This is a genomic window from Buttiauxella cochleicola, assembly GCF_021283185.1.
Taxonomy (GTDB): domain Bacteria; phylum Pseudomonadota; class Gammaproteobacteria; order Enterobacterales; family Enterobacteriaceae; genus Buttiauxella; species Buttiauxella massiliensis.
The window spans coordinates 1-16826 of the sequence record NZ_JAJSOS010000007.1; the positions used below are offsets into that span (position 1 = coordinate 1).

The window sequence follows — 16826 nt, forward strand, 5'->3', positions numbered from 1 at the left end:
GAACCACCGTAGGTTTTAGCCAGAACGGTAGTGATTGCTGCAGTCAGAGTGGTTTTACCATGGTCAACGTGGCCGATAGTACCGACGTTGACGTGCGGTTTTGTACGTTCAAATTTTTCTTTAGACACGGCTATATTCCTTACTGTTGCGCTCTCCCCTCAAGGAGAGAGCACGGGATCAATGTTTTTTAAAACTCTGGGCTTATTTGCCGCGAGCTTCGATTACGGCCTGAGCAACGTTGTTTGGCGCGTCATCATACTTCAGGAATTCCATGGAGTAAGATGCACGACCTTTGGTCAGTGAACGCAGTTGAGTTGCGTAACCGAACATTTCAGACAACGGAACTTCAGCGTGAATCTGAACGCCAGTAGCGTTAGATTCTTGACCTTTCAGCTGACCACGACGACGGCTAAGGTCACCGATAACGTCACCGGTGTTCTCTTCCGGAGTTTCAACTTCAACCTTCATGATAGGCTCAAGCAGAACTGGTTTCGCTTTCTTAAAGCCATCTTTAAAGGCAATAGAAGCGGCCAGTTTAAACGCCAGTTCAGAGGAGTCAACGTCGTGGTAAGAACCGAAGTGCAGACGCACGCCGAGATCCACTACTGGGTAACCCGCCAGAGGACCAGACTTCAGCTGCTCCTGGATGCCTTTATCAACAGCAGGGATGTATTCCGTTGGGATTACACCACCTTTGATGTCGTTGACGAACTCGTAACCTTTCGGATTCGAACCCGGCTCCAGTGGGTACATGTCGATAACAACATGACCGTACTGACCGCGACCACCAGACTGCTTAGCGTGTTTACCTTCAACATCGGTAACTTTCGCGCGAATCGCTTCACGGTAAGCAACCTGAGGTTTACCAACGTTAGCTTCAACGTTGAATTCACGTTTCATACGGTCAACGATGATGTCGAGGTGAAGTTCACCCATACCAGCGATGATGGTCTGGTTGGTTTCTTCATCAGTCCATACGCGGAATGATGGATCTTCTTTAGCCAGACGACCCAGAGCCAGACCCATTTTTTCCTGGTCAGCTTTGGTTTTTGGTTCAACAGCGATAGAAATTACCGGTTCAGGGAATTCCATGCGCTCCAGAATGATCACATTGTCCTGATCACACAGGGTATCACCAGTAGTCACTTCTTTCAGACCAATAGCTGCAGCGATATCGCCCGCGCGAACTTCTTTGATCTCTTCACGTTTGTTAGCGTGCATCTGTACGATACGGCCCAGACGCTCACGTGCTGATTTCACCGGGTTGAACACGGTGTCACCAGAGTTAACCACGCCAGAGTAAACGCGGAAGAAGGTCAGGTTACCAACAAACGGGTCAGTTGCGATTTTGAACGCCAGAGCAGCAAACGGCTCGTTGTCGTCTGAGTGACGAACAGCCGGAGTGTCTTTACCGTCGTCCAGCATACCGTTAATCGCGGTAACGTCAGTTGGAGCTGGCAGGTATTCAACAACCGCATCCAGCATCGCCTGAACACCTTTGTTCTTAAATGCAGAACCACAGGTAACCAAGATAATTTCGTTGTTCAGTACGCGCTTACGCAGAGAAGTTTTGATCTCTTCTTCAGTCAGCTCTTCGCCACCAAAGAATTTCTCCATCAGTTCGTCAGAACCTTCAGCGGCGGCTTCAACCAGTTTCTGGCGCCATTCTTCGGCCAGTTCCTGCATATCAGCTGGGATCTCTTCGTATTCGAAGGTCACGCCCTGATCAGCTTCGTTCCAGTTGATGGCTTTCATTTTCACCAGGTCAACAACACCGGTGAATTTCTCTTCCGCGCCGATAGCCAGTTGCAGAGGCACCGGAGTTGCGCCCAGACGTTTTTCAATCTGGTCAACAACTTTCAGGAAGTTAGCACCCATACGGTCCATTTTGTTAACGAACGCGATACGTGGAACTTTATATTTGTTTGCCTGACGCCATACGGTCTCAGACTGTGGCTGAACACCACCAACAGCACAGTAAACCATTACCGCACCATCAAGAACACGCATGGAACGTTCAACTTCGATGGTGAAGTCAACGTGCCCTGGGGTGTCAATGATGTTGATGTGGTGTGGTTCGAACTGTTTAGCCATACCTGACCAGAAACAGGTGGTCGCAGCGGACGTGATGGTAATACCACGTTCCTGCTCCTGCTCCATCCAGTCCATAGTGGCTGCGCCATCATGAACTTCACCGATTTTGTGGTTTACACCGGTGTAGAACAGAACACGTTCGGTAGTAGTTGTCTTACCGGCGTCGATGTGAGCACTGATACCAATGTTACGGTAACGCTCAATGGGTGTTTTACGAGCCATTTGATTCCTCTATATCCTAGGACGTTCATTTAAGTAACCCAAAGCGGGCAGCTCACATGAAGCGCCCGCTTGGTGACTAACACTCCGAAGGGATTACCAACGGTAGTGAGCGAACGCCTTGTTGGCTTCAGCCATACGGTGAACGTCTTCACGTTTCTTAACTGCAGTACCTTTGTTCTCTGCAGCATCAGAAAGTTCGTTCGCCAGGCGAAGAGCCATGGATTTATCACCGCGTTTACGAGCAGCTTCTACGATCCAACGCATTGCCAGAGCATTACGACGAACCGGACGTACTTCTACTGGAACCTGATAAGTAGAACCACCAACACGGCGGGACTTAACTTCGACAGTCGGACGAACGTTGTCCAGAGCGACTTCGAAAGCTTCCAGTGCTTGTTTACCAGAACGCTGAGCCAGGGTCTCCAGCGCGGTATACACGATAGATTCAGCAGTAGATTTCTTACCATCTACCATCAGAATGTTTACAAATTTGGCCAGCAACTCTGATCCGAACTTAGGATCTGGAAGAATTTTACGTTGACCAATGACGCGACGACGTGGCATGGGAATACTCCGTTGTTAATTCAGGGTTGTCCAAAACTCTATTGAGTTTGACATTTATTTAAAACGTTTGGCCTTACTTAACGGAAACCATTAAGCCTTAGGACGTTTCACGCCATACTTGGAACGAGATTGCTTACGGTCTTTAACGCCGGAGCAGTCAAGTGCACCACGAACGGTGTGGTAACGAACACCTGGCAAGTCTTTTACACGACCGCCACGGATCAGGATCACGGAGTGTTCCTGCAGGTTGTGACCTTCACCGCCGATGTAGGAGGTAACTTCAAAACCGTTAGTCAAACGCACACGGCATACTTTACGCAGTGCGGAGTTTGGTTTCTTAGGAGTGGTAGTATATACACGAGTACATACGCCACGTTTCTGCGGGCAGGCTTCCAGCGCAGGCACGTTGCTTTTTGCAACTTTGCGAGCGCGTGGTTTGCGTACCAGCTGGTTAACTGTTGCCATTAAATAGCTCCTGGTTTTAGCTTTTGCTTCGTAAACACGTAATAAAACGGCCTCATATAATATGAGGACGCAGAATTTTAGGGCTGAGCCGAAAAGGTGTCAAGAAATATACAACAATCCTGGATTTTACCAGGAAATATGTTGTTCGTGTTTAACCGTCAATGCAACGAAGTCAGTATAGCTGACCTTGCCTACACCGGTTGAAATTTGAGCAGTTAAGCCGCGAGCCTCGATATCTTCCTGCAGAGCATACACAGAAATGGGGGCTGCGAGCAGTAAATCAAGGGCTTTGGTCCCTGAGAGGGCTGCAATGACCGCATCTTGCCGTAATAAAAGTTCATCACCGCATTTCAAACAGCGCAGCAACGATTCAAAATCGGCCTGAAAAGGTGAGTGTTGTAAAATATGCAGCATGTTGCCTCAGAAGGTTAGCACCACATCAAATTGGTGCAGCATTTCGCACAATGCATCAGGCTCAAGCGGTTTAGCATCGAGAAGCCAGGTTATTTCTGGCGATAATCCTCGTTCACGAATCGATGCCGCGCAGAGATAACACTGCTCGATATCGTACAATGGCAGCACGCGGAATGTCGCGATGTAGTCTCTGGAGAGGATAAGGCCTGGTTGCTGATCTGGTATCAGTTGCAAAACCCCATCGCCAATGAAAAACACGCCGATATCTTCGGTTAGTGCTGATGTGGCAAGTAAGGCATCAAGCCCTTCACGCCCGCTGGCGCTTCCATGAGGTGCTGATTTAAATACGAATGCTACACGCTTCATCAGAATTGTACCGTCCGATCACAGCTCAACGAAGCCTGAGCCAGTGCCCCTAACCCACTAAGGGTGAAGCCAGGCTGCATATTATGACAAGGTAAACCAAGCTGTTTAGCTTGCTCTGCGTCAGTAACACCGCGACGCAGAGCCGCTGCAACACAGATGTGCAATTCAACGCCATGCTGTTCATTGAGCTGCTGCCATGCTCGAACAATATCAAATTCATCATTTGCAGGGGATGTAAGAAGGTTTGCGTTATAAACACCTTCGCGGTAGAAGAACACGCTTTCTAATGTGTGTCCTTGAGCAATAACGGCCTGAGAAAACTGCAATGCACTACTCGCCTGCTGCGTACCATAAGCCGGGCCTGTCACCAGGATGGCAAAACGCATTACTTATCCTGCCCCTGGAAATCACCGTTTTTGAATTGACGGATGTAAAGATAAACCGTGTGCTTAGAAATATTCAAACGATCGGCAACCTGGTTAATCGCATCTTTGATATCAAAGATACCTTTCTCGTAAAGGTTCAGCACAATCTGCCGATTCTTGGCATTGTTGGACACATTGCGATCGGCATTCACTTCTTCAATCGTGAATTCCAGAGCCTGCATAACCAAATCTTCGACTGAGGACGCAAAGTTCACCGATGAAGCCACTTCAGGCGTTTCTGGCGGAATGAACGTCGACATAATTTGCGAGAATGGAACATCAAGATTGATGTTGATACACAACAGGCCGATAACACGTTCATCACGGTTACGAATGGCGATAGTCTCTGACTTCATCAGGACACCGCTTTTTGCACGGGTGAAATAGCATTTGGAAACACTACTATCCGCACCGGTCATATCATGCAGCATGCGTAAGGCAAGATCGGTAATCGGGGAGCCAATTTTTCGCCCTGTGTGTTCACCATTTGCGATGCGAATAGCGGAACACTTCAGATCTTGCAGCGAGTGCAACACAATTTCACAGTGAGAACCAATCAGCATCGCTAACCCGTCCACCACCGCTTCGTAGGATTTTAATATTTCAAAGTCGGTTTGTTCGAAAGGACGCTGGTCCAGTAAATCAAGCTCACTGGTTTCATTGGTTAAAAGCGAATTGGACATTTAAAGATACCACCCTCTACAGAGAGCCTGTCGCGCTTAAATGGTGTCAGGGCAGACTCATACTCGTTGTTGCGCAGCCTGCTAAGGTAATACAGCGTAAGAGGCGCTTTCCAGCTTTTATTATATCCTGCCTCAAATAAAAAACCGCCGCCCCTGAGGACGGCGGTTAATAATGCCTTATTTGCTCTTAGCTGCATCAGCTTCTGGAGCGGCTTCTGGTTTCGCGTCAGCTTTAGGTGCTGGCTTGATATCCAGCAACTCTACGTCAAATACCAGAGTTGAGTTAGCAGGGATCCCCGGAACGCCAGTCTTGCCATAAGCTAGTTCTGGTGGAATAACCAGTTGGATTTTACCGCCCTTCTTCAAATTCTTCAGGCCTTCAGTCCAACCAGGGATTACACCATCAAGACGGAAAGAGAGTGGTTCGCCACGGGTGTAAGAGTTATCGAACTCTTTACCGTCGATCAGCGTACCTTTGTAGTTAACGACAACAGTATCGCTGTCAGTTGGTGCTTCACCTGTACCCGCTTTGTCGATTTTATACATCAGACCAGTTGGAGAAGTTTTAACACCTTTCTCTTTTGCGAAAGTATCACGGAAGGTTTTGCCTTTATCCGCGTTTTCTTTAGCATCTTTTTCCATTTTCGCTTGAGCGGAAGACTTCACGCGAGCTTCGAAAGCTTGCAGCGTCTGCTCAATTTCCTGATCGGATAATTTGCTCTTATCAGCAAATGCATCCTGAACACCAGCGATAAGCTGGTTCTTATCCAGCGTGATCCCCAGCTTTTCTTGTTCTTTCAGAGAGTTTTCCATATAACGGCCCAGCGAAGCACCCAATGCATACGCAGATTTCTGATCGTCATTTTTGAATGCCGCATTGCTTGCAGCTGGGGCATCTTTAGCGGCAGCAGTTGCCGGGGCAGCGAACGCCGGAGCGCTCAGGGCAACGGCCATCGTGGTCGCCAGTAGCGTTACTTTAAACAGTGATTTCATCCATTTCTCCAGGGCCGGGGCCTCTAACCCCAAGGTTATTATCAACTAAGACACGTACTATAACGTCGTGGAAGAAATCTACACAATCTCTCCGCGCCTTATCGAGACAAATTCAGACTCTTTTTGTATAAAGAAGTTTCTTCCTAAGTAAAACAGCGCTGTAACGTGCTGGAATTTTCAGTAGAATCGCCCGAAATTGTCCATCCGCAGGCCAGGAGTATTAGCCATGCAACAGAAATCGACCGAACAACGGCTAGAAGAACTTGAGAGTCGTCTTGCTTTCCAGGAGATTACTATAGAAGAGTTAAATCAGACGGTAACGGCTCATGAATTAGAGATGGTCAAACTGCGCGAGCATTTCCGCTTGCTGGTTGAAAAACTAAAAGCAAGCCAGCCTTCGATGGTGGCATCAGAAGCCGAAGAGACTCCACCTCCGCATTACTAGTTCCCAAAAGAAAAGGCGTGTCACTGACACGCCTTTTTTTATCTTTCGCAGATTAGTGGCAACCGCAACCGCCATTACCGCCACAGCCGCCTTTACCATGTTCATGGTCGTCGCCGTGACCGTGACCACCACAGCAACCACCTTCATGGTCGTGATCATGGTGATGATCGTGCTCGCCGTGAACGTGGCCATGAGCCAGTTCTTCAGCAGTTGCTTCGCGAATCGCGATAACTTCTACGTTGAAGCTCAGATTCTGGCCTGCCAGCATGTGGTTGCCATCGACAACAACGTGTTCATCTTCAACGCCAGTAATTTCAACTGGTACTGGACCCTGGTCGGTGTCAGCCATAAAGCGCATACCAACTTCCAGCTCATCAACGCCCATGAACACGTCTTTAGGAACGCGTTGCACCAGATTTTCGTCATACTGGCCGTAAGCGTCATTTGCGCCAACATTCACGTCGAAACGATCACCAACAACGTGACCTTCCAGCGCAGTTTCCAGACCTGAAATCAGGGAGCCGTGACCATGCAGATAGTCCAGCGGCGCACTCACCGGAGACTCATCAACCAACACACCGTCTTCTGTACGTACCTGATAAGCCAGGCTGACCACCAGGTCTTTTGCTACTTTCATGATATCTCCTGAGCGAGCGTGAGAAAAAAAACTGGCGCCGATTGTAGCGGAATTTAGCGCCGGTGTACCCCTAAGCTTAAAAAAAGCTGGGGCATCTCGCTAGTCCGGATGAAAAATCCCAATGACTTGCTCTTGTTCGCGAACATGCTCACGAACTTGCTTATCGGCTTCACGCATTTGGTGGCCGCACTTAACACACTCAACAATATCGACATTATTCTCACGCCACATCGCGAGGGAATCTCGCGCCTGGCATTCGGGGCAAACAGCCCCGGCAATAAAACGTTTACGCACCGGCATTCGCTTCACCTTATTTATTCAAATTCATCCCAACCATCGAACTGCCGACGCTCTTGCTGCATCTCGCGTTCGAAAATCTCTTCTAACTCACGACGCGCTTCACGCACCCTGGAAATTTGTGCGTTATCAGTATGAATTGGCATTAACTCACGCAGCATACTCATATCCAGACGGCGGAAATGGAGCTGTGCGCGGTGCGCCTGATGAGGATGCATCCCCAATGTCATCAGCGCCTTGCGCCCTAATTCCAGCGCACTGGAGAAGGTTTCACGTGAGAACTGTGTCACTCCAGCTTGCAACAATTCATGCGCTTCTACACGCCCTCTGGCTCGCGCCAGTATCGCCAGATGTGGAAAGTGTTGTTGACACAAATGGACGACTTTCATTGTGTCTTCCGGCTCATTACAGGTGATAACAATAGATTTTGCGGTCTCCGCTCCTGCCGAACGCAGCAACTCAAGCTCGGTGGCATCGCCGTAATAGACCTTGTAGCCATATTTGCGCATCAGACTAACGGAGCTAATGTCTCTCTCAAGAACTGTAATGCGCATTTTGTTCGCCATCAGCAAGCGGCCAATCACCTGCCCAAAACGCCCAAAGCCCACAATAATGACTTGCGGCTGATCGTCTTCCACATAAGGCTTTTCATCGTTTTCGTCATCAGCAACATTAAATCGCCGCGCCAGAATGGCATCAACGCCTTTCATCAATAGCGGCGTAGTCATCATTGAAAGTGTGACCGTCACCAGTAACAGTGGCATCTGGTCACCGCTGAACAGCTTTTGCGATGAAGCCGTCGAGAAAAGAACGAATGCGAACTCCCCGCCCTGGCTTAGTACACCTGAAAACTGTAGGCGCTCAGAGCTACGCAACCCGAAAAACCACGACAGGCCATACAGCACGCCGGCTTTAACTGCCACCAACACCACAACACCTAAAACAACCCAGAAGATATGGGTGTAAAGCACCCCGAGGTTTAATGCCATGCCAACGGAGATAAAGAACAAGCCGAGCAATAATCCTTTAAAAGGGTCGATCGCGATTTCCAGTTCGTGCCGGTATTCACTTTCCGCCAATAGCACGCCCGCGATAAATGTCCCAAGCGCCATTGAAAAGCCCAGCGCATCCATAAATAGCGCCGAACCCAAAACCAGCAACAATGCCGCCGCCGTAAACACTTCCCGTACCCCGGAACCCGCAATAAAGCGGAACACAGGTTTCAGCAGATAACGCCCGCCAACCAACATCCCCGCAAAAGCCAGCACTTTGAAGCCGATCTTTATCCAGTCGGTATGGCCGCCGTCATTGCCGGCTAACAACGGTACCAGCGCAATCGCCGGAATTACCGCCAAGTCCTGAAACAGCAGCACTGAAAAGCCCAGTTGTCCGGACTCGTTGCGATTCATGCCCTTATCACGCATCAGCTGTAGCGCCATCGCCGTTGACGACATCGCCAGGCCAATCCCGCCAATCACCGCGGCTTGCCAGGAAAACTGCGTCAACATCAGTAATCCAGCCAGGATCGTGGCACTGAGTAAAACTTGTGCCGCACCGACACCAAATATCGAACGCCGAAGCTGCCAAAGCTTGGAAGGGTTCAGTTCCAGCCCGATGATAAACATCAGGAATACAACGCCCAATTCCGAGAAGTGAAGGATTTCATCTACATCGCTGATAAATCCTAATCCCCACGGCCCAATCGCAATACCTGCCAGTAAATAGCCCAGCACCGCGCCAATACCTAAACGCGCAGCAATTGGCACAGCCACAACCGCAGCAAACAAAAACAACACGCCAGCCAGCAATACATCTGAACCTTCCATCAGCGGCCTCCCGGTAATGTCGGTGAAGCCAACCATTCGCCATAAGCTTTCGCATGGCTGGCCAGCTCCTGGGGAGATTGCCGACGAGCCCAGTAAACAATCATCGGGTTCATCCAGTGCATACGGCACATGGCGGCAGTGAGTTCAAAGGGACGTAAAATATCGGTCAGCGGGAAGCGGTTAAAACCATCGTGCCGGTAAGCACCTTCTGGCTCGCCGGTGGTAATCACACTACGCCAGTACTTTCCCGCCAGAGCAGTACCTCCGACACCACTGGCAAAACCACGACTTAGAACGCGATCCAGCCACTCTTTGAGTAACGCCGGGCAGCTATAGGTATAGAGAGGATGTTGAAAGACGATGACATCGTGCTCTTGCAGCAATGCCTGCTCGCGATAGATATCAATAAAAAAGTCGGGATAGTGCGCATAAAGGTCATGCACAGTGACATTGGCAAGCTGCTGCGCCGGCTGGAGTAAGACGCGGTTTGCGACCGAGTCTTGTGACTCCGGATGGGCATATAGCAGCAAAACTTTCGGCGGCTGCGACATCATTACCCTCCAGGGCGTCGTCATAGTGATTTTTTTGGGCTACCATGCAGCCCGACGCGGTGCCGATGGCATCACGTTACCTTAATATAATGACAATTTAACATACTCTGAACATACGGCGCTTTATGATTGTTTTCTCCTCGTTACAAATTCGTCGCGGTACCCGCGTTCTGCTGGATAACGCCACCGCTACCATCAATCCGGGCCAGAAAGTGGGTCTGGTGGGTAAAAACGGCTGCGGTAAATCCACGCTGCTGGCGCTGCTGAAGAACGAGATCAGCGCCGATGGCGGAAGTATGACCTATCCTGGTAACTGGGCGCTGGCCTGGGTAAACCAGGAAACCCCTGCACTGGCGATGCCAGCCATTGAATATGTTATTGATGGCGATCGTGAATTCCGCCAGCTTGAAGCGGAACTGGCAAAAGCCAATGAGCGCAACGATGGCCACGCGATTGCACTGGTGCACGGTAAACTTGACGCGGTTGATGCCTGGACGATTCGCTCACGCGCGTCGAGCCTGCTGCACGGTTTAGGCTTCAGCAATGAACAACTTGAACGCCCGGTCAGTGATTTTTCCGGTGGCTGGCGTATGCGCCTGAACCTGGCACAAGCGCTGATCTGCCGCTCAGATTTACTTCTGCTTGATGAACCAACCAACCACCTGGATTTAGACGCCGTTATCTGGCTTGAGCGCTGGTTGAAAAGTTATCAGGGCACATTGATTCTGATTTCTCACGACCGCGACTTCCTTGACCCGGTGGTGGGCAAAATTATTCATATCGAACAAGAGTCGATGTTTGAATACACTGGCAACTACTCTTCGTTTGAAGGCCAGCGCGCGACGCGCCTTGCTCAGCAGCAGTCGATGTATGAAAGCCAGCAGGAGCGTGTTGCTCACTTGCAAAGCTTTATCGATCGTTTCAAAGCCAAAGCCAGCAAAGCAAAACAAGCGCAGAGCCGCGTGAAGATGCTCGAGCGCATGGAATTGATTGCTCCGGCACACGTCGACAACCCGTTCCAATTCAGTTTCCGCGAGCCAGAAAGCTTGCCGAATCCGCTATTGCGAATGGAAAAAGTCAGTGCTGGTTATGGCGAGCGCGTCATCCTTGATTCAATCAAACTGAATCTGGTGCCTGGCTCGCGCATTGGTTTGCTCGGCCGCAACGGTGCTGGTAAATCAACGCTTATCAAACTGCTGGCGGAAGAAATCAAACCGTTGCAGGGCGATATCGGCCTGGCAAAAGGCATCAAGCTCGGCTACTTCGCTCAGCATCAGTTGGAATATTTACGCGCTGACGAATCCCCGCTTCAACATCTTGCACGTATCGCACCAAAAGAGTCTGAACAGCAACTGCGTGATTATCTCGGCGGTTTCGGCTTCCGGGGCGATAAAGTTACCGAGCAAACAGCTCGTTTCTCTGGTGGCGAAAAAGCACGTCTGGTTCTGGCATTGGTTGTTTGGCAGCGCCCTAACCTACTGCTGCTCGATGAACCGACCAACCACCTTGATCTCGACATGCGTCAGGCGCTAACCGAAGCGTTAATTGATTTCGAAGGCGCGCTGGTAGTGGTATCGCACGACCGTCACCTGCTGCGTTCAACCACAGACGATCTCTACCTGGTTCACGATGGCAAAGTGGAAGCGTTTGATGGCGATCTGGAAGATTATCAGCAATGGCTTATTGATCTGCAAAAGCAGGAAAACCAGCCTGATGATTCCGCGAAAGATAACACCAATAGCGCCCAGGCACGTAAAGACCAGAAACGCCGTGAAGCTGAATTACGCACACAAACTCAGCCGCTGCGTAAGCAAATCACCACGCTTGAAAAACAAATGGAAAAGTTAAATGCGCAGCTTACTGAAGTCGAAGAAAAACTGGCTGACAGCGCCATTTACGATCAAAGTCGCAAAGCAGAAATGACCGAATGTCTGCAAACTCAGGTGAAAGTGAAGTCAGCTCTGGAAGAATGCGAGATGGAATGGCTTGATGCTCATGATCAGTTAGAACAGATGATGCAAAGCGAATAAATAAACTCGCGAAAATTATCACTTATCCCGGGAGAACTCTATAAGATAACATCCCGGGAAACCTCCTATTTCTTCGCATATATGAATCTTATCGCAATGATGGATTTGTTACATTGCTTATTCGTTAATCAATAGAGTACAACTGTGCCAGATAACATGTTTATTCGTTATCACGCACACTATATTTTTACAGCCATCTACACAATGACGGTCATAAAATATAAAAACTCACTTCAATGGAATGAATATAATGAGACGACTAATTACATCCATCATTATGCTTTCTGCATTTGACCAACTGGCCTATGCAAATGACTTTAATAATTTTGCACCCTCACTAGAACCCGAAAGTTTATCTATAGGAACATCGCTAGGTATTCTGGGCGGAAAATCTACAGAACGAGTATATGATGACAAAAGCGGTAAAAAAATAAGTCAACTTGAGTGGAAAATAAAAAACACTCCTGTTCTTAAAGGTGAAATAAACTGGGATGCCTGGCAAAGACTCACACTTAATGCCAGAGGGTGGACATCTCTGGCCTCGCGCGGCAACACGATGGACGACTATGACTGGCTTGATGATAAAAAATCTGGCTGGAGTGACTGGTCACATCATCCCAATACCCCTCTCAATTACGCTAATGAATTTGATCTCAGTCTCAGGGGTTGGTTATTAAAAGCTGACAACTACAAATTAGCAGCAGTGGCTGGTTATCAACAAACTCGATTTAGCTGGAGTGCATATGGTGGTAACTACAATTACGATAATGGGACTGATATTGGTAACTTACCCGATGGCAAGCGCACTATTGGTTACCAACAGAAATTTTCATTACCCTATATCGGCTTTGCTGGTCAATACCTATATCAAGGTATAGAGATTAATACATTATTGAAATTCAGCGATTGGGTTACCGCAAAAGATAATGATGAGCACTATTTACGAGATACCACATTTCGTGAAAAAACAACGAACTCTCGTTATTATTCGGCCGCAATCGAAGTCGGATATTACATTACACCGAATGCGAAAGTCTCGACTGAGTTTGCTTATAACTATTATTCAGAAGGTAAGGGCGGGAGTGAAATGATCAACCGCGCGACAGGCAAAACTGAATACTCAGGTGGTGATTCTGCAGGAATTAAAAACGAAAATTACATCATTTCCGCCGGAGTCCAATACCGCTTTTAATCAAACAAATTGGCCCACTTGTGGGCCAATTACTCGTCTGAACATTGACTTCATTCTTAGTGCCAAATCAGCAACACACACGCCGCAGTCAGTAATCCCATAAAGACGTTAAACAGAGTCCAGGCACGGCGACTACGCAGAAGCGTACCTATCAAGCTACCAAACGCAATCCAAATCATCCCCGCAACAATGTTAACCAGTGCAATACCGATGCTGATTAACGCCACAGAATGCAAGTACTGAGAACCCGCCAGACTAAAACTTGCGACAGCACCTAGCGCCATCAACCAAGCTTTTGGGTTAATGACTTGCAGCAAACCGCCCTGCCAGAATGGAATTGGCTCGGGTGGTGGCGCATCTGTTTCCAGGCGTTCGTAGGTCGCTGTACCAATTTTCCATGCCAACCATAAAAGATAAGCACTACCGGCAACCTTCAGAATCAGGTGTAAAGCGGGGTACAATAGAATTAAGCTACCCACACCAAAAGCTACCAATAATAAAATGCACTGCATACCAAGCATGATACCTATCATCAATGGTATGGTGCGCAGGAATCCGTAATTCGCGCCGGATGAAGTGAGTAGCATGTTGTTTGGGCCTGGTGTGATAGCAGCAACCCAGAGAAAGCCCAGCATTGAGAGAAAAAGCGTTTCCATGAAATGGGTGTTCCACACCCCGTAAAGTTAATTAGCAAACTAAATGAAACTAACAGTGTGATATGGCTACGACAAGTCCCGCAGTATTGAATTTTAATCACGAAGAAGATGAACAATTCCGTCCGTTGAAGGGTGTCAGTAATCCACACCTGCAAACCATGCTTCCGCGTTTGATTCGCCGTCGCCTCAATTTCAAACCTCACTGGCAGCGTCTTGACATGCCTGACGGGGATTTTGTCGATCTTGCCTGGAGCGAGGACCCGCGCCAGGCAATGCATAAACCACGGTTAGTCGTTTTTCATGGACTCGAAGGTAGCCTGCACAGCCCATACGCCCATGGTTTAATCGAGGCCGCCAGCAAGCAAGGCTGGTTAGGCGTGGTAATGCATTTCCGCGGATGTAGCGGGGTGCCAAACCGCATGAAGCGCATTTATCACTCGGGTGAAACTGAAGACGGAAGCTACTTCTTAAACTGGCTGTCTGAGCGTTATGGCAAAGTACCGACGGCGGCGGTCGGTTTTTCTCTCGGCGGCAACATGCTCGCCTGCCTGATGGCAAAACAGGGTGCCGATTGTACGCTTCAGGCTGGTGTAGTGGTTTCAGCCCCACTGATGCTTGAACATTGCAGCGCACATATCGAAAAAGGTTTCTCCCGCGTTTATCAGCACTATCTTTTGAATCTGCTGAAGAAGAATGCCGCACGTAAGCTAAGAAGCTATCCGGGCACACTCCCGGTAGATATGCGTCAGCTTAAAGGAATGCGTCGTCTACGCGAGTTTGACGATTTGATTACTTCAAAAATTCACGGCTTTGCTGACGCTATCGATTATTACCGCCAGTGCAGCGCGATGCCGCTGCTACCACAAATCAAAACGCCGACGCTCATCATCCATGCAAAAGATGACCCGTTTATGGATCATCATGTGATCCCAGATAAAGCTATCTTACCTGCCAATATCGAGTATCAACTGACACGCTACGGCGGGCACGTTGGATTTGTTGGTGGTACGCTGCGTCGCCCGGAAATGTGGCTTGAGCAACGTATCCCACAGTGGCTGAATAAATTCCTGGACCAGTAATATGATGATTCCCTGGCAAGATCTTCCTCCCGAAACGCTTGATAATCTGATTGAATCCTTTGTATTACGCGAAGGCACCGATTATGGTGAACAAGAGCGTTCACTGGAGCAGAAAGTGGCCGATGTTAAGCGCCAGCTGCAAAGTGGTGAGGCTGTGCTGGTATGGTCGGAACTCCATGAAACGGTAAATATTATGGCTCGCGGGCAGTTTCGCGGCTAAGTGTTTAACTTCTATACTGCATAATAAAACCACCCTCACCCAGCTATCTCCCTGAGAGTGAGGGCCAGCCCTTACTTACACATACTTGCTATCACCCATGGAGTTGTTGCCTTATGTCAGCCAAACATCCGGTTATTGCCGTAACAGGTTCCAGCGGCGCGGGAACGACAACCACCAGCCTTGCCTTCCGTAAAATCTTCCAGCAACTCAATTTACGTGCAGCGGAAGTCGAAGGTGACAGTTTCCATCGTTTCACTCGTCCTGAAATGGATATGGCTATTCGTAAAGCACGCGACCTGGGGCGCCATATCAGCTATTTCGGCCCAGAAGCCAATGACTTTGGTTTGCTTGAACAAACGTTCATTGAATACGGTAGAACCGGGCAAGGTAAGTCACGCAAGTATCTACATACTTACGATGAAGCCGTACCCTGGAACCAAATCCCCGGAACCTTTACGCCATGGCAGCCATTGCCAGAACCCACTGATGTTTTGTTTTATGAAGGTTTGCACGGCGGTGTAGTCACGCCACAGCACGATGTGGCTAAAGCCGTCGATTTGCTGGTTGGTGTGGTACCGATTGTGAACCTGGAGTGGATACAAAAGTTAGTGCGAGATACCAGTGAGCGCGGGCATTCCCGAGAAGCGGTAATGGACTCTGTGGTTCGTTCTATGGACGACTATATCAATTACATCACACCGCAATTCTCCCGCACCCACATCAACTTCCAGCGCGTCCCAACTGTTGATACCTCTAACCCATTTGCAGCTCGCGGCATCCCGTCTCTGGATGAAAGTTTTGTGGTGATTCATTTTCGCGGGCTGGATGACATCGATTTCCCGTATTTGCTCGCCATGCTACAAGGCTCATTTATTTCGCATATCAATACATTGGTGGTGCCGGGCGGCAAGATGGGGCTGGCGATGGAATTGATTATGACACCGCTGGTTAAGCGTCTGGCAGAAGGTCGGAATATCAATAATCAGGGCGGTTGAACCCGCCCGTTTTCACTCTTTAGCCTTCAATCACTTCATAGCTATGTGTAACGTTTACCGCTTTTTCAAGCATCAGTGCAACAGAGCAGTACTTCTCTGCAGAAAGGTCTACTGCACGGGAAACTGCAGCATCTTTTAGCTCTTTGCCTGTCACGATGAAATGCAGATTGATATGCGTAAACAAACGCGGAGCCTCTTCACGGCGCTCAGAGGTTAGTTTCACTTCACAATCGGTCACGGTGTAGCGGCCTTTTTGCAAAATAGAAACTACGTCAATTGCACTGCAACCGCCAACGGACATCAGCACCATTTCCATTGGGCTTGGTGCTTTATCACCTGAATTGCCATCCATAAGGATCTGGTGCCCTGAAGCGGACTCGCCCAGGAAGGTAAACCCTTCAACCCATTTCACTCGTGCCTGCATGCTACTCACTCCTGTAGAAAAATTACCTTTCAGAGTACGCAGATTCAGCAAATCTGGCAACGGAAGGCGACATGCGTCAAGCTGAAACGAGACAACAGGAGACACTTGTCAAAAGCTATGCTAAAACAATCCAGATGCTACATCGATACATTGACGTAATGCATGTATGCAGAGGACATCACTAATTACAGGCAGCAAGAATGACTTGCATGCCATCTCCCCAAGGTGGGGAATATTCTAATTACTTG

General features: G+C 48.9%; 21 protein-coding genes. 6 read left to right on the forward strand and 15 right to left on the reverse strand.

The features are described from left to right. The 9 genes from LVQ76_RS11925 to fkpA form a co-directional block, all read right to left on the reverse strand. A partial coding sequence (locus LVQ76_RS11925) for a GTP-binding protein (protein WP_016197641.1) occupies nt 1-128 on the reverse strand: 128 nt, incomplete at its 3' end. Between the two features lie 73 nt (nt 129-201). Beyond that, a complete protein-coding gene (gene fusA / locus LVQ76_RS11930) occupies nt 202-2316 on the reverse strand; it encodes an elongation factor G (RefSeq protein WP_034499038.1) in 2115 nt (704 codons plus the stop codon). Nucleotides 2317-2409: 93 nt separating this feature from the next. Then, the gene (gene rpsG, locus LVQ76_RS11935) at nt 2410-2880 is read right to left on the reverse strand and encodes a 30S ribosomal protein S7 (protein WP_034499040.1); all 471 of its coding nucleotides are present in this window, start codon (nt 2878-2880) and stop codon (nt 2410-2412) included. A gap of 90 nt (nt 2881-2970) precedes the next feature. Then, nucleotides 2971-3345: a 30S ribosomal protein S12 gene (rpsL, locus tag LVQ76_RS11940; protein ID WP_003023654.1), complete on the reverse strand. Its 375-nt coding sequence runs from the start codon at nt 3343-3345 to the stop codon at nt 2971-2973. 126 nt (nt 3346-3471) lie between these two features. Next, a complete protein-coding gene (gene tusB / locus LVQ76_RS11945) occupies nt 3472-3759 on the reverse strand; it encodes a sulfurtransferase complex subunit TusB (protein WP_232921728.1) in 288 nt (95 codons plus the stop codon). Nucleotides 3760-3765: 6 nt separating this feature from the next. Then, nucleotides 3766-4125 (reverse strand): sulfurtransferase complex subunit TusC, encoded by a 360-nt coding sequence (gene tusC / locus LVQ76_RS11950; protein WP_232921729.1) that lies wholly within the window; start codon nt 4123-4125, stop codon nt 3766-3768. Next, nucleotides 4125-4511: a sulfurtransferase complex subunit TusD gene (tusD, locus tag LVQ76_RS11955; protein WP_064514263.1), complete on the reverse strand. Its 387-nt coding sequence runs from the start codon at nt 4509-4511 to the stop codon at nt 4125-4127. Before tusD ends, tusC begins: the two co-directional genes overlap by 1 nt. After that, nucleotides 4511-5233 carry a helix-turn-helix transcriptional regulator gene (locus tag LVQ76_RS11960; RefSeq protein ID WP_034460202.1) on the reverse strand — a complete coding sequence of 241 codons (723 nt, stop codon included), beginning with the start codon at nt 5231-5233 and terminating at the stop codon, nt 4511-4513. The genes tusD and LVQ76_RS11960 overlap by 1 nt, the downstream gene beginning before the upstream one ends. 177 nt (nt 5234-5410) lie before the next feature. Then, nucleotides 5411-6226 carry an FKBP-type peptidyl-prolyl cis-trans isomerase gene (gene fkpA / locus LVQ76_RS11965; RefSeq protein WP_232863771.1) on the reverse strand — a complete coding sequence of 272 codons (816 nt, stop codon included), beginning with the start codon at nt 6224-6226 and terminating at the stop codon, nt 5411-5413. Between the two features lie 226 nt (nt 6227-6452). Here fkpA and LVQ76_RS11970 point away from each other — a divergent pair, with 226 nt between their 5' ends. Beyond that, nucleotides 6453-6671, forward strand: coding sequence for a protein SlyX (locus LVQ76_RS11970; protein WP_034460204.1), 219 nt, complete (start codon nt 6453-6455; stop codon nt 6669-6671). Between the two features lie 52 nt (nt 6672-6723). Here LVQ76_RS11970 and slyD read toward each other — a convergent pair whose 3' ends face one another. The 4 genes from slyD to kefG form a co-directional block, all read right to left on the reverse strand. Beyond that, a complete protein-coding gene (slyD, locus tag LVQ76_RS11975; protein ID WP_232904770.1) occupies nt 6724-7308 on the reverse strand; it encodes a peptidylprolyl isomerase in 585 nt (194 codons plus the stop codon). Nucleotides 7309-7407: 99 nt separating this feature from the next. Beyond that, nucleotides 7408-7608: a YheV family putative zinc ribbon protein gene (locus LVQ76_RS11980; RefSeq protein WP_034460208.1), complete on the reverse strand. Its 201-nt coding sequence runs from the start codon at nt 7606-7608 to the stop codon at nt 7408-7410. Nucleotides 7609-7622: 14 nt separating this feature from the next. Next, complete coding sequence (gene kefB / locus LVQ76_RS11985; RefSeq protein WP_064514272.1) at nt 7623-9431, reverse strand: glutathione-regulated potassium-efflux system protein KefB; 1809 nt, start codon at nt 9429-9431, stop codon at nt 7623-7625. Then, nucleotides 9431-9982: a glutathione-regulated potassium-efflux system ancillary protein KefG gene (gene kefG / locus LVQ76_RS11990; RefSeq protein WP_064514274.1), complete on the reverse strand. Its 552-nt coding sequence runs from the start codon at nt 9980-9982 to the stop codon at nt 9431-9433. The genes kefB and kefG overlap by 1 nt, the downstream gene beginning before the upstream one ends. Nucleotides 9983-10107: 125 nt before the next feature. Here kefG and LVQ76_RS11995 point away from each other — a divergent pair, with 125 nt between their 5' ends. Beyond that, nucleotides 10108-12012 (forward strand): ABC transporter ATP-binding protein, encoded by a 1905-nt coding sequence (locus LVQ76_RS11995; RefSeq protein WP_232863772.1) that lies wholly within the window; start codon nt 10108-10110, stop codon nt 12010-12012. Nucleotides 12013-12262: 250 nt separating this feature from the next. After that, nucleotides 12263-13204: an omptin family outer membrane protease gene (locus LVQ76_RS12000; RefSeq protein ID WP_232863773.1), complete on the forward strand. Its 942-nt coding sequence runs from the start codon at nt 12263-12265 to the stop codon at nt 13202-13204. 56 nt (nt 13205-13260) lie between these two features. Here LVQ76_RS12000 and LVQ76_RS12005 read toward each other — a convergent pair whose 3' ends face one another. Continuing rightward, nucleotides 13261-13860: a LysE family translocator gene (locus tag LVQ76_RS12005; RefSeq protein ID WP_232863774.1), complete on the reverse strand. Its 600-nt coding sequence runs from the start codon at nt 13858-13860 to the stop codon at nt 13261-13263. A gap of 62 nt (nt 13861-13922) precedes the next feature. Here LVQ76_RS12005 and LVQ76_RS12010 point away from each other — a divergent pair, with 62 nt between their 5' ends. The 3 genes from LVQ76_RS12010 to LVQ76_RS12020 all read left to right on the forward strand — a co-directional run bounded on the left by LVQ76_RS12010 (nt 13923) and on the right by LVQ76_RS12020 (nt 16154). Beyond that, nucleotides 13923-14939: a hydrolase gene (locus tag LVQ76_RS12010; protein WP_232863775.1), complete on the forward strand. Its 1017-nt coding sequence runs from the start codon at nt 13923-13925 to the stop codon at nt 14937-14939. 1 nt (nt 14940) lies between these two features. Further along, a complete protein-coding gene (locus tag LVQ76_RS12015) occupies nt 14941-15159 on the forward strand; it encodes a YheU family protein (RefSeq protein WP_034460225.1) in 219 nt (72 codons plus the stop codon). A 113-nt stretch (nt 15160-15272) separates the two neighbouring features. Further along, nucleotides 15273-16154: a phosphoribulokinase gene (locus LVQ76_RS12020; protein ID WP_151993645.1), complete on the forward strand. Its 882-nt coding sequence runs from the start codon at nt 15273-15275 to the stop codon at nt 16152-16154. A gap of 19 nt (nt 16155-16173) precedes the next feature. Here LVQ76_RS12020 and LVQ76_RS12025 read toward each other — a convergent pair whose 3' ends face one another. Beyond that, entirely contained in the window at nt 16174-16578 is a 405-nt protein-coding gene (locus LVQ76_RS12025; protein ID WP_034460229.1) for an OsmC family protein, read from the reverse strand. Nucleotides 16579-16826: the final 248 nt, after the last annotated feature.

Excerpts from the sequence above, each read along its gene's own strand:
- fusA (WP_034499038.1), bottom strand. The coding sequence starts at position 2,316 with ATGGCTCGTAAAACACCCATTGAGCGTTACCGTAACATTGGTATCAGT.
- rpsG (WP_034499040.1), bottom strand. The coding sequence starts at position 2,880 with ATGCCACGTCGTCGCGTCATTGGTCAACGTAAAATTCTTCCAGATCCT.
- rpsL (WP_003023654.1), bottom strand. The coding sequence starts at position 3,345 with ATGGCAACAGTTAACCAGCTGGTACGCAAACCACGCGCTCGCAAAGTT.
- tusB (WP_232921728.1), bottom strand. The coding sequence starts at position 3,759 with ATGCTGCATATTTTACAACACTCACCTTTTCAGGCCGATTTTGAATCG.
- tusC (WP_232921729.1), bottom strand. The coding sequence starts at position 4,125 with ATGAAGCGTGTAGCATTCGTATTTAAATCAGCACCTCATGGAAGCGCC.
- tusD (WP_064514263.1), bottom strand. The coding sequence starts at position 4,511 with ATGCGTTTTGCCATCCTGGTGACAGGCCCGGCTTATGGTACGCAGCAG.
- LVQ76_RS11960 (WP_034460202.1), bottom strand. The coding sequence starts at position 5,233 with ATGTCCAATTCGCTTTTAACCAATGAAACCAGTGAGCTTGATTTACTG.
- fkpA (WP_232863771.1), bottom strand. The coding sequence starts at position 6,226 with ATGAAATCACTGTTTAAAGTAACGCTACTGGCGACCACGATGGCCGTT.
- LVQ76_RS11970 (WP_034460204.1), top strand. The coding sequence starts at position 6,453 with ATGCAACAGAAATCGACCGAACAACGGCTAGAAGAACTTGAGAGTCGT.
- slyD (WP_232904770.1), bottom strand. The coding sequence starts at position 7,308 with ATGAAAGTAGCAAAAGACCTGGTGGTCAGCCTGGCTTATCAGGTACGT.
- LVQ76_RS11980 (WP_034460208.1), bottom strand. The coding sequence starts at position 7,608 with ATGCCGGTGCGTAAACGTTTTATTGCCGGGGCTGTTTGCCCCGAATGC.
- kefB (WP_064514272.1), bottom strand. The coding sequence starts at position 9,431 with ATGGAAGGTTCAGATGTATTGCTGGCTGGCGTGTTGTTTTTGTTTGCT.
- kefG (WP_064514274.1), bottom strand. The coding sequence starts at position 9,982 with ATGTCGCAGCCGCCGAAAGTTTTGCTGCTATATGCCCATCCGGAGTCA.
- LVQ76_RS11995 (WP_232863772.1), top strand. The coding sequence starts at position 10,108 with ATGATTGTTTTCTCCTCGTTACAAATTCGTCGCGGTACCCGCGTTCTG.
- LVQ76_RS12000 (WP_232863773.1), top strand. The coding sequence starts at position 12,263 with ATGAGACGACTAATTACATCCATCATTATGCTTTCTGCATTTGACCAA.
- LVQ76_RS12005 (WP_232863774.1), bottom strand. The coding sequence starts at position 13,860 with ATGGAAACGCTTTTTCTCTCAATGCTGGGCTTTCTCTGGGTTGCTGCT.
- LVQ76_RS12010 (WP_232863775.1), top strand. The coding sequence starts at position 13,923 with ATGGCTACGACAAGTCCCGCAGTATTGAATTTTAATCACGAAGAAGAT.
- LVQ76_RS12015 (WP_034460225.1), top strand. The coding sequence starts at position 14,941 with ATGATGATTCCCTGGCAAGATCTTCCTCCCGAAACGCTTGATAATCTG.
- LVQ76_RS12020 (WP_151993645.1), top strand. The coding sequence starts at position 15,273 with ATGTCAGCCAAACATCCGGTTATTGCCGTAACAGGTTCCAGCGGCGCG.
- LVQ76_RS12025 (WP_034460229.1), bottom strand. The coding sequence starts at position 16,578 with ATGCAGGCACGAGTGAAATGGGTTGAAGGGTTTACCTTCCTGGGCGAG.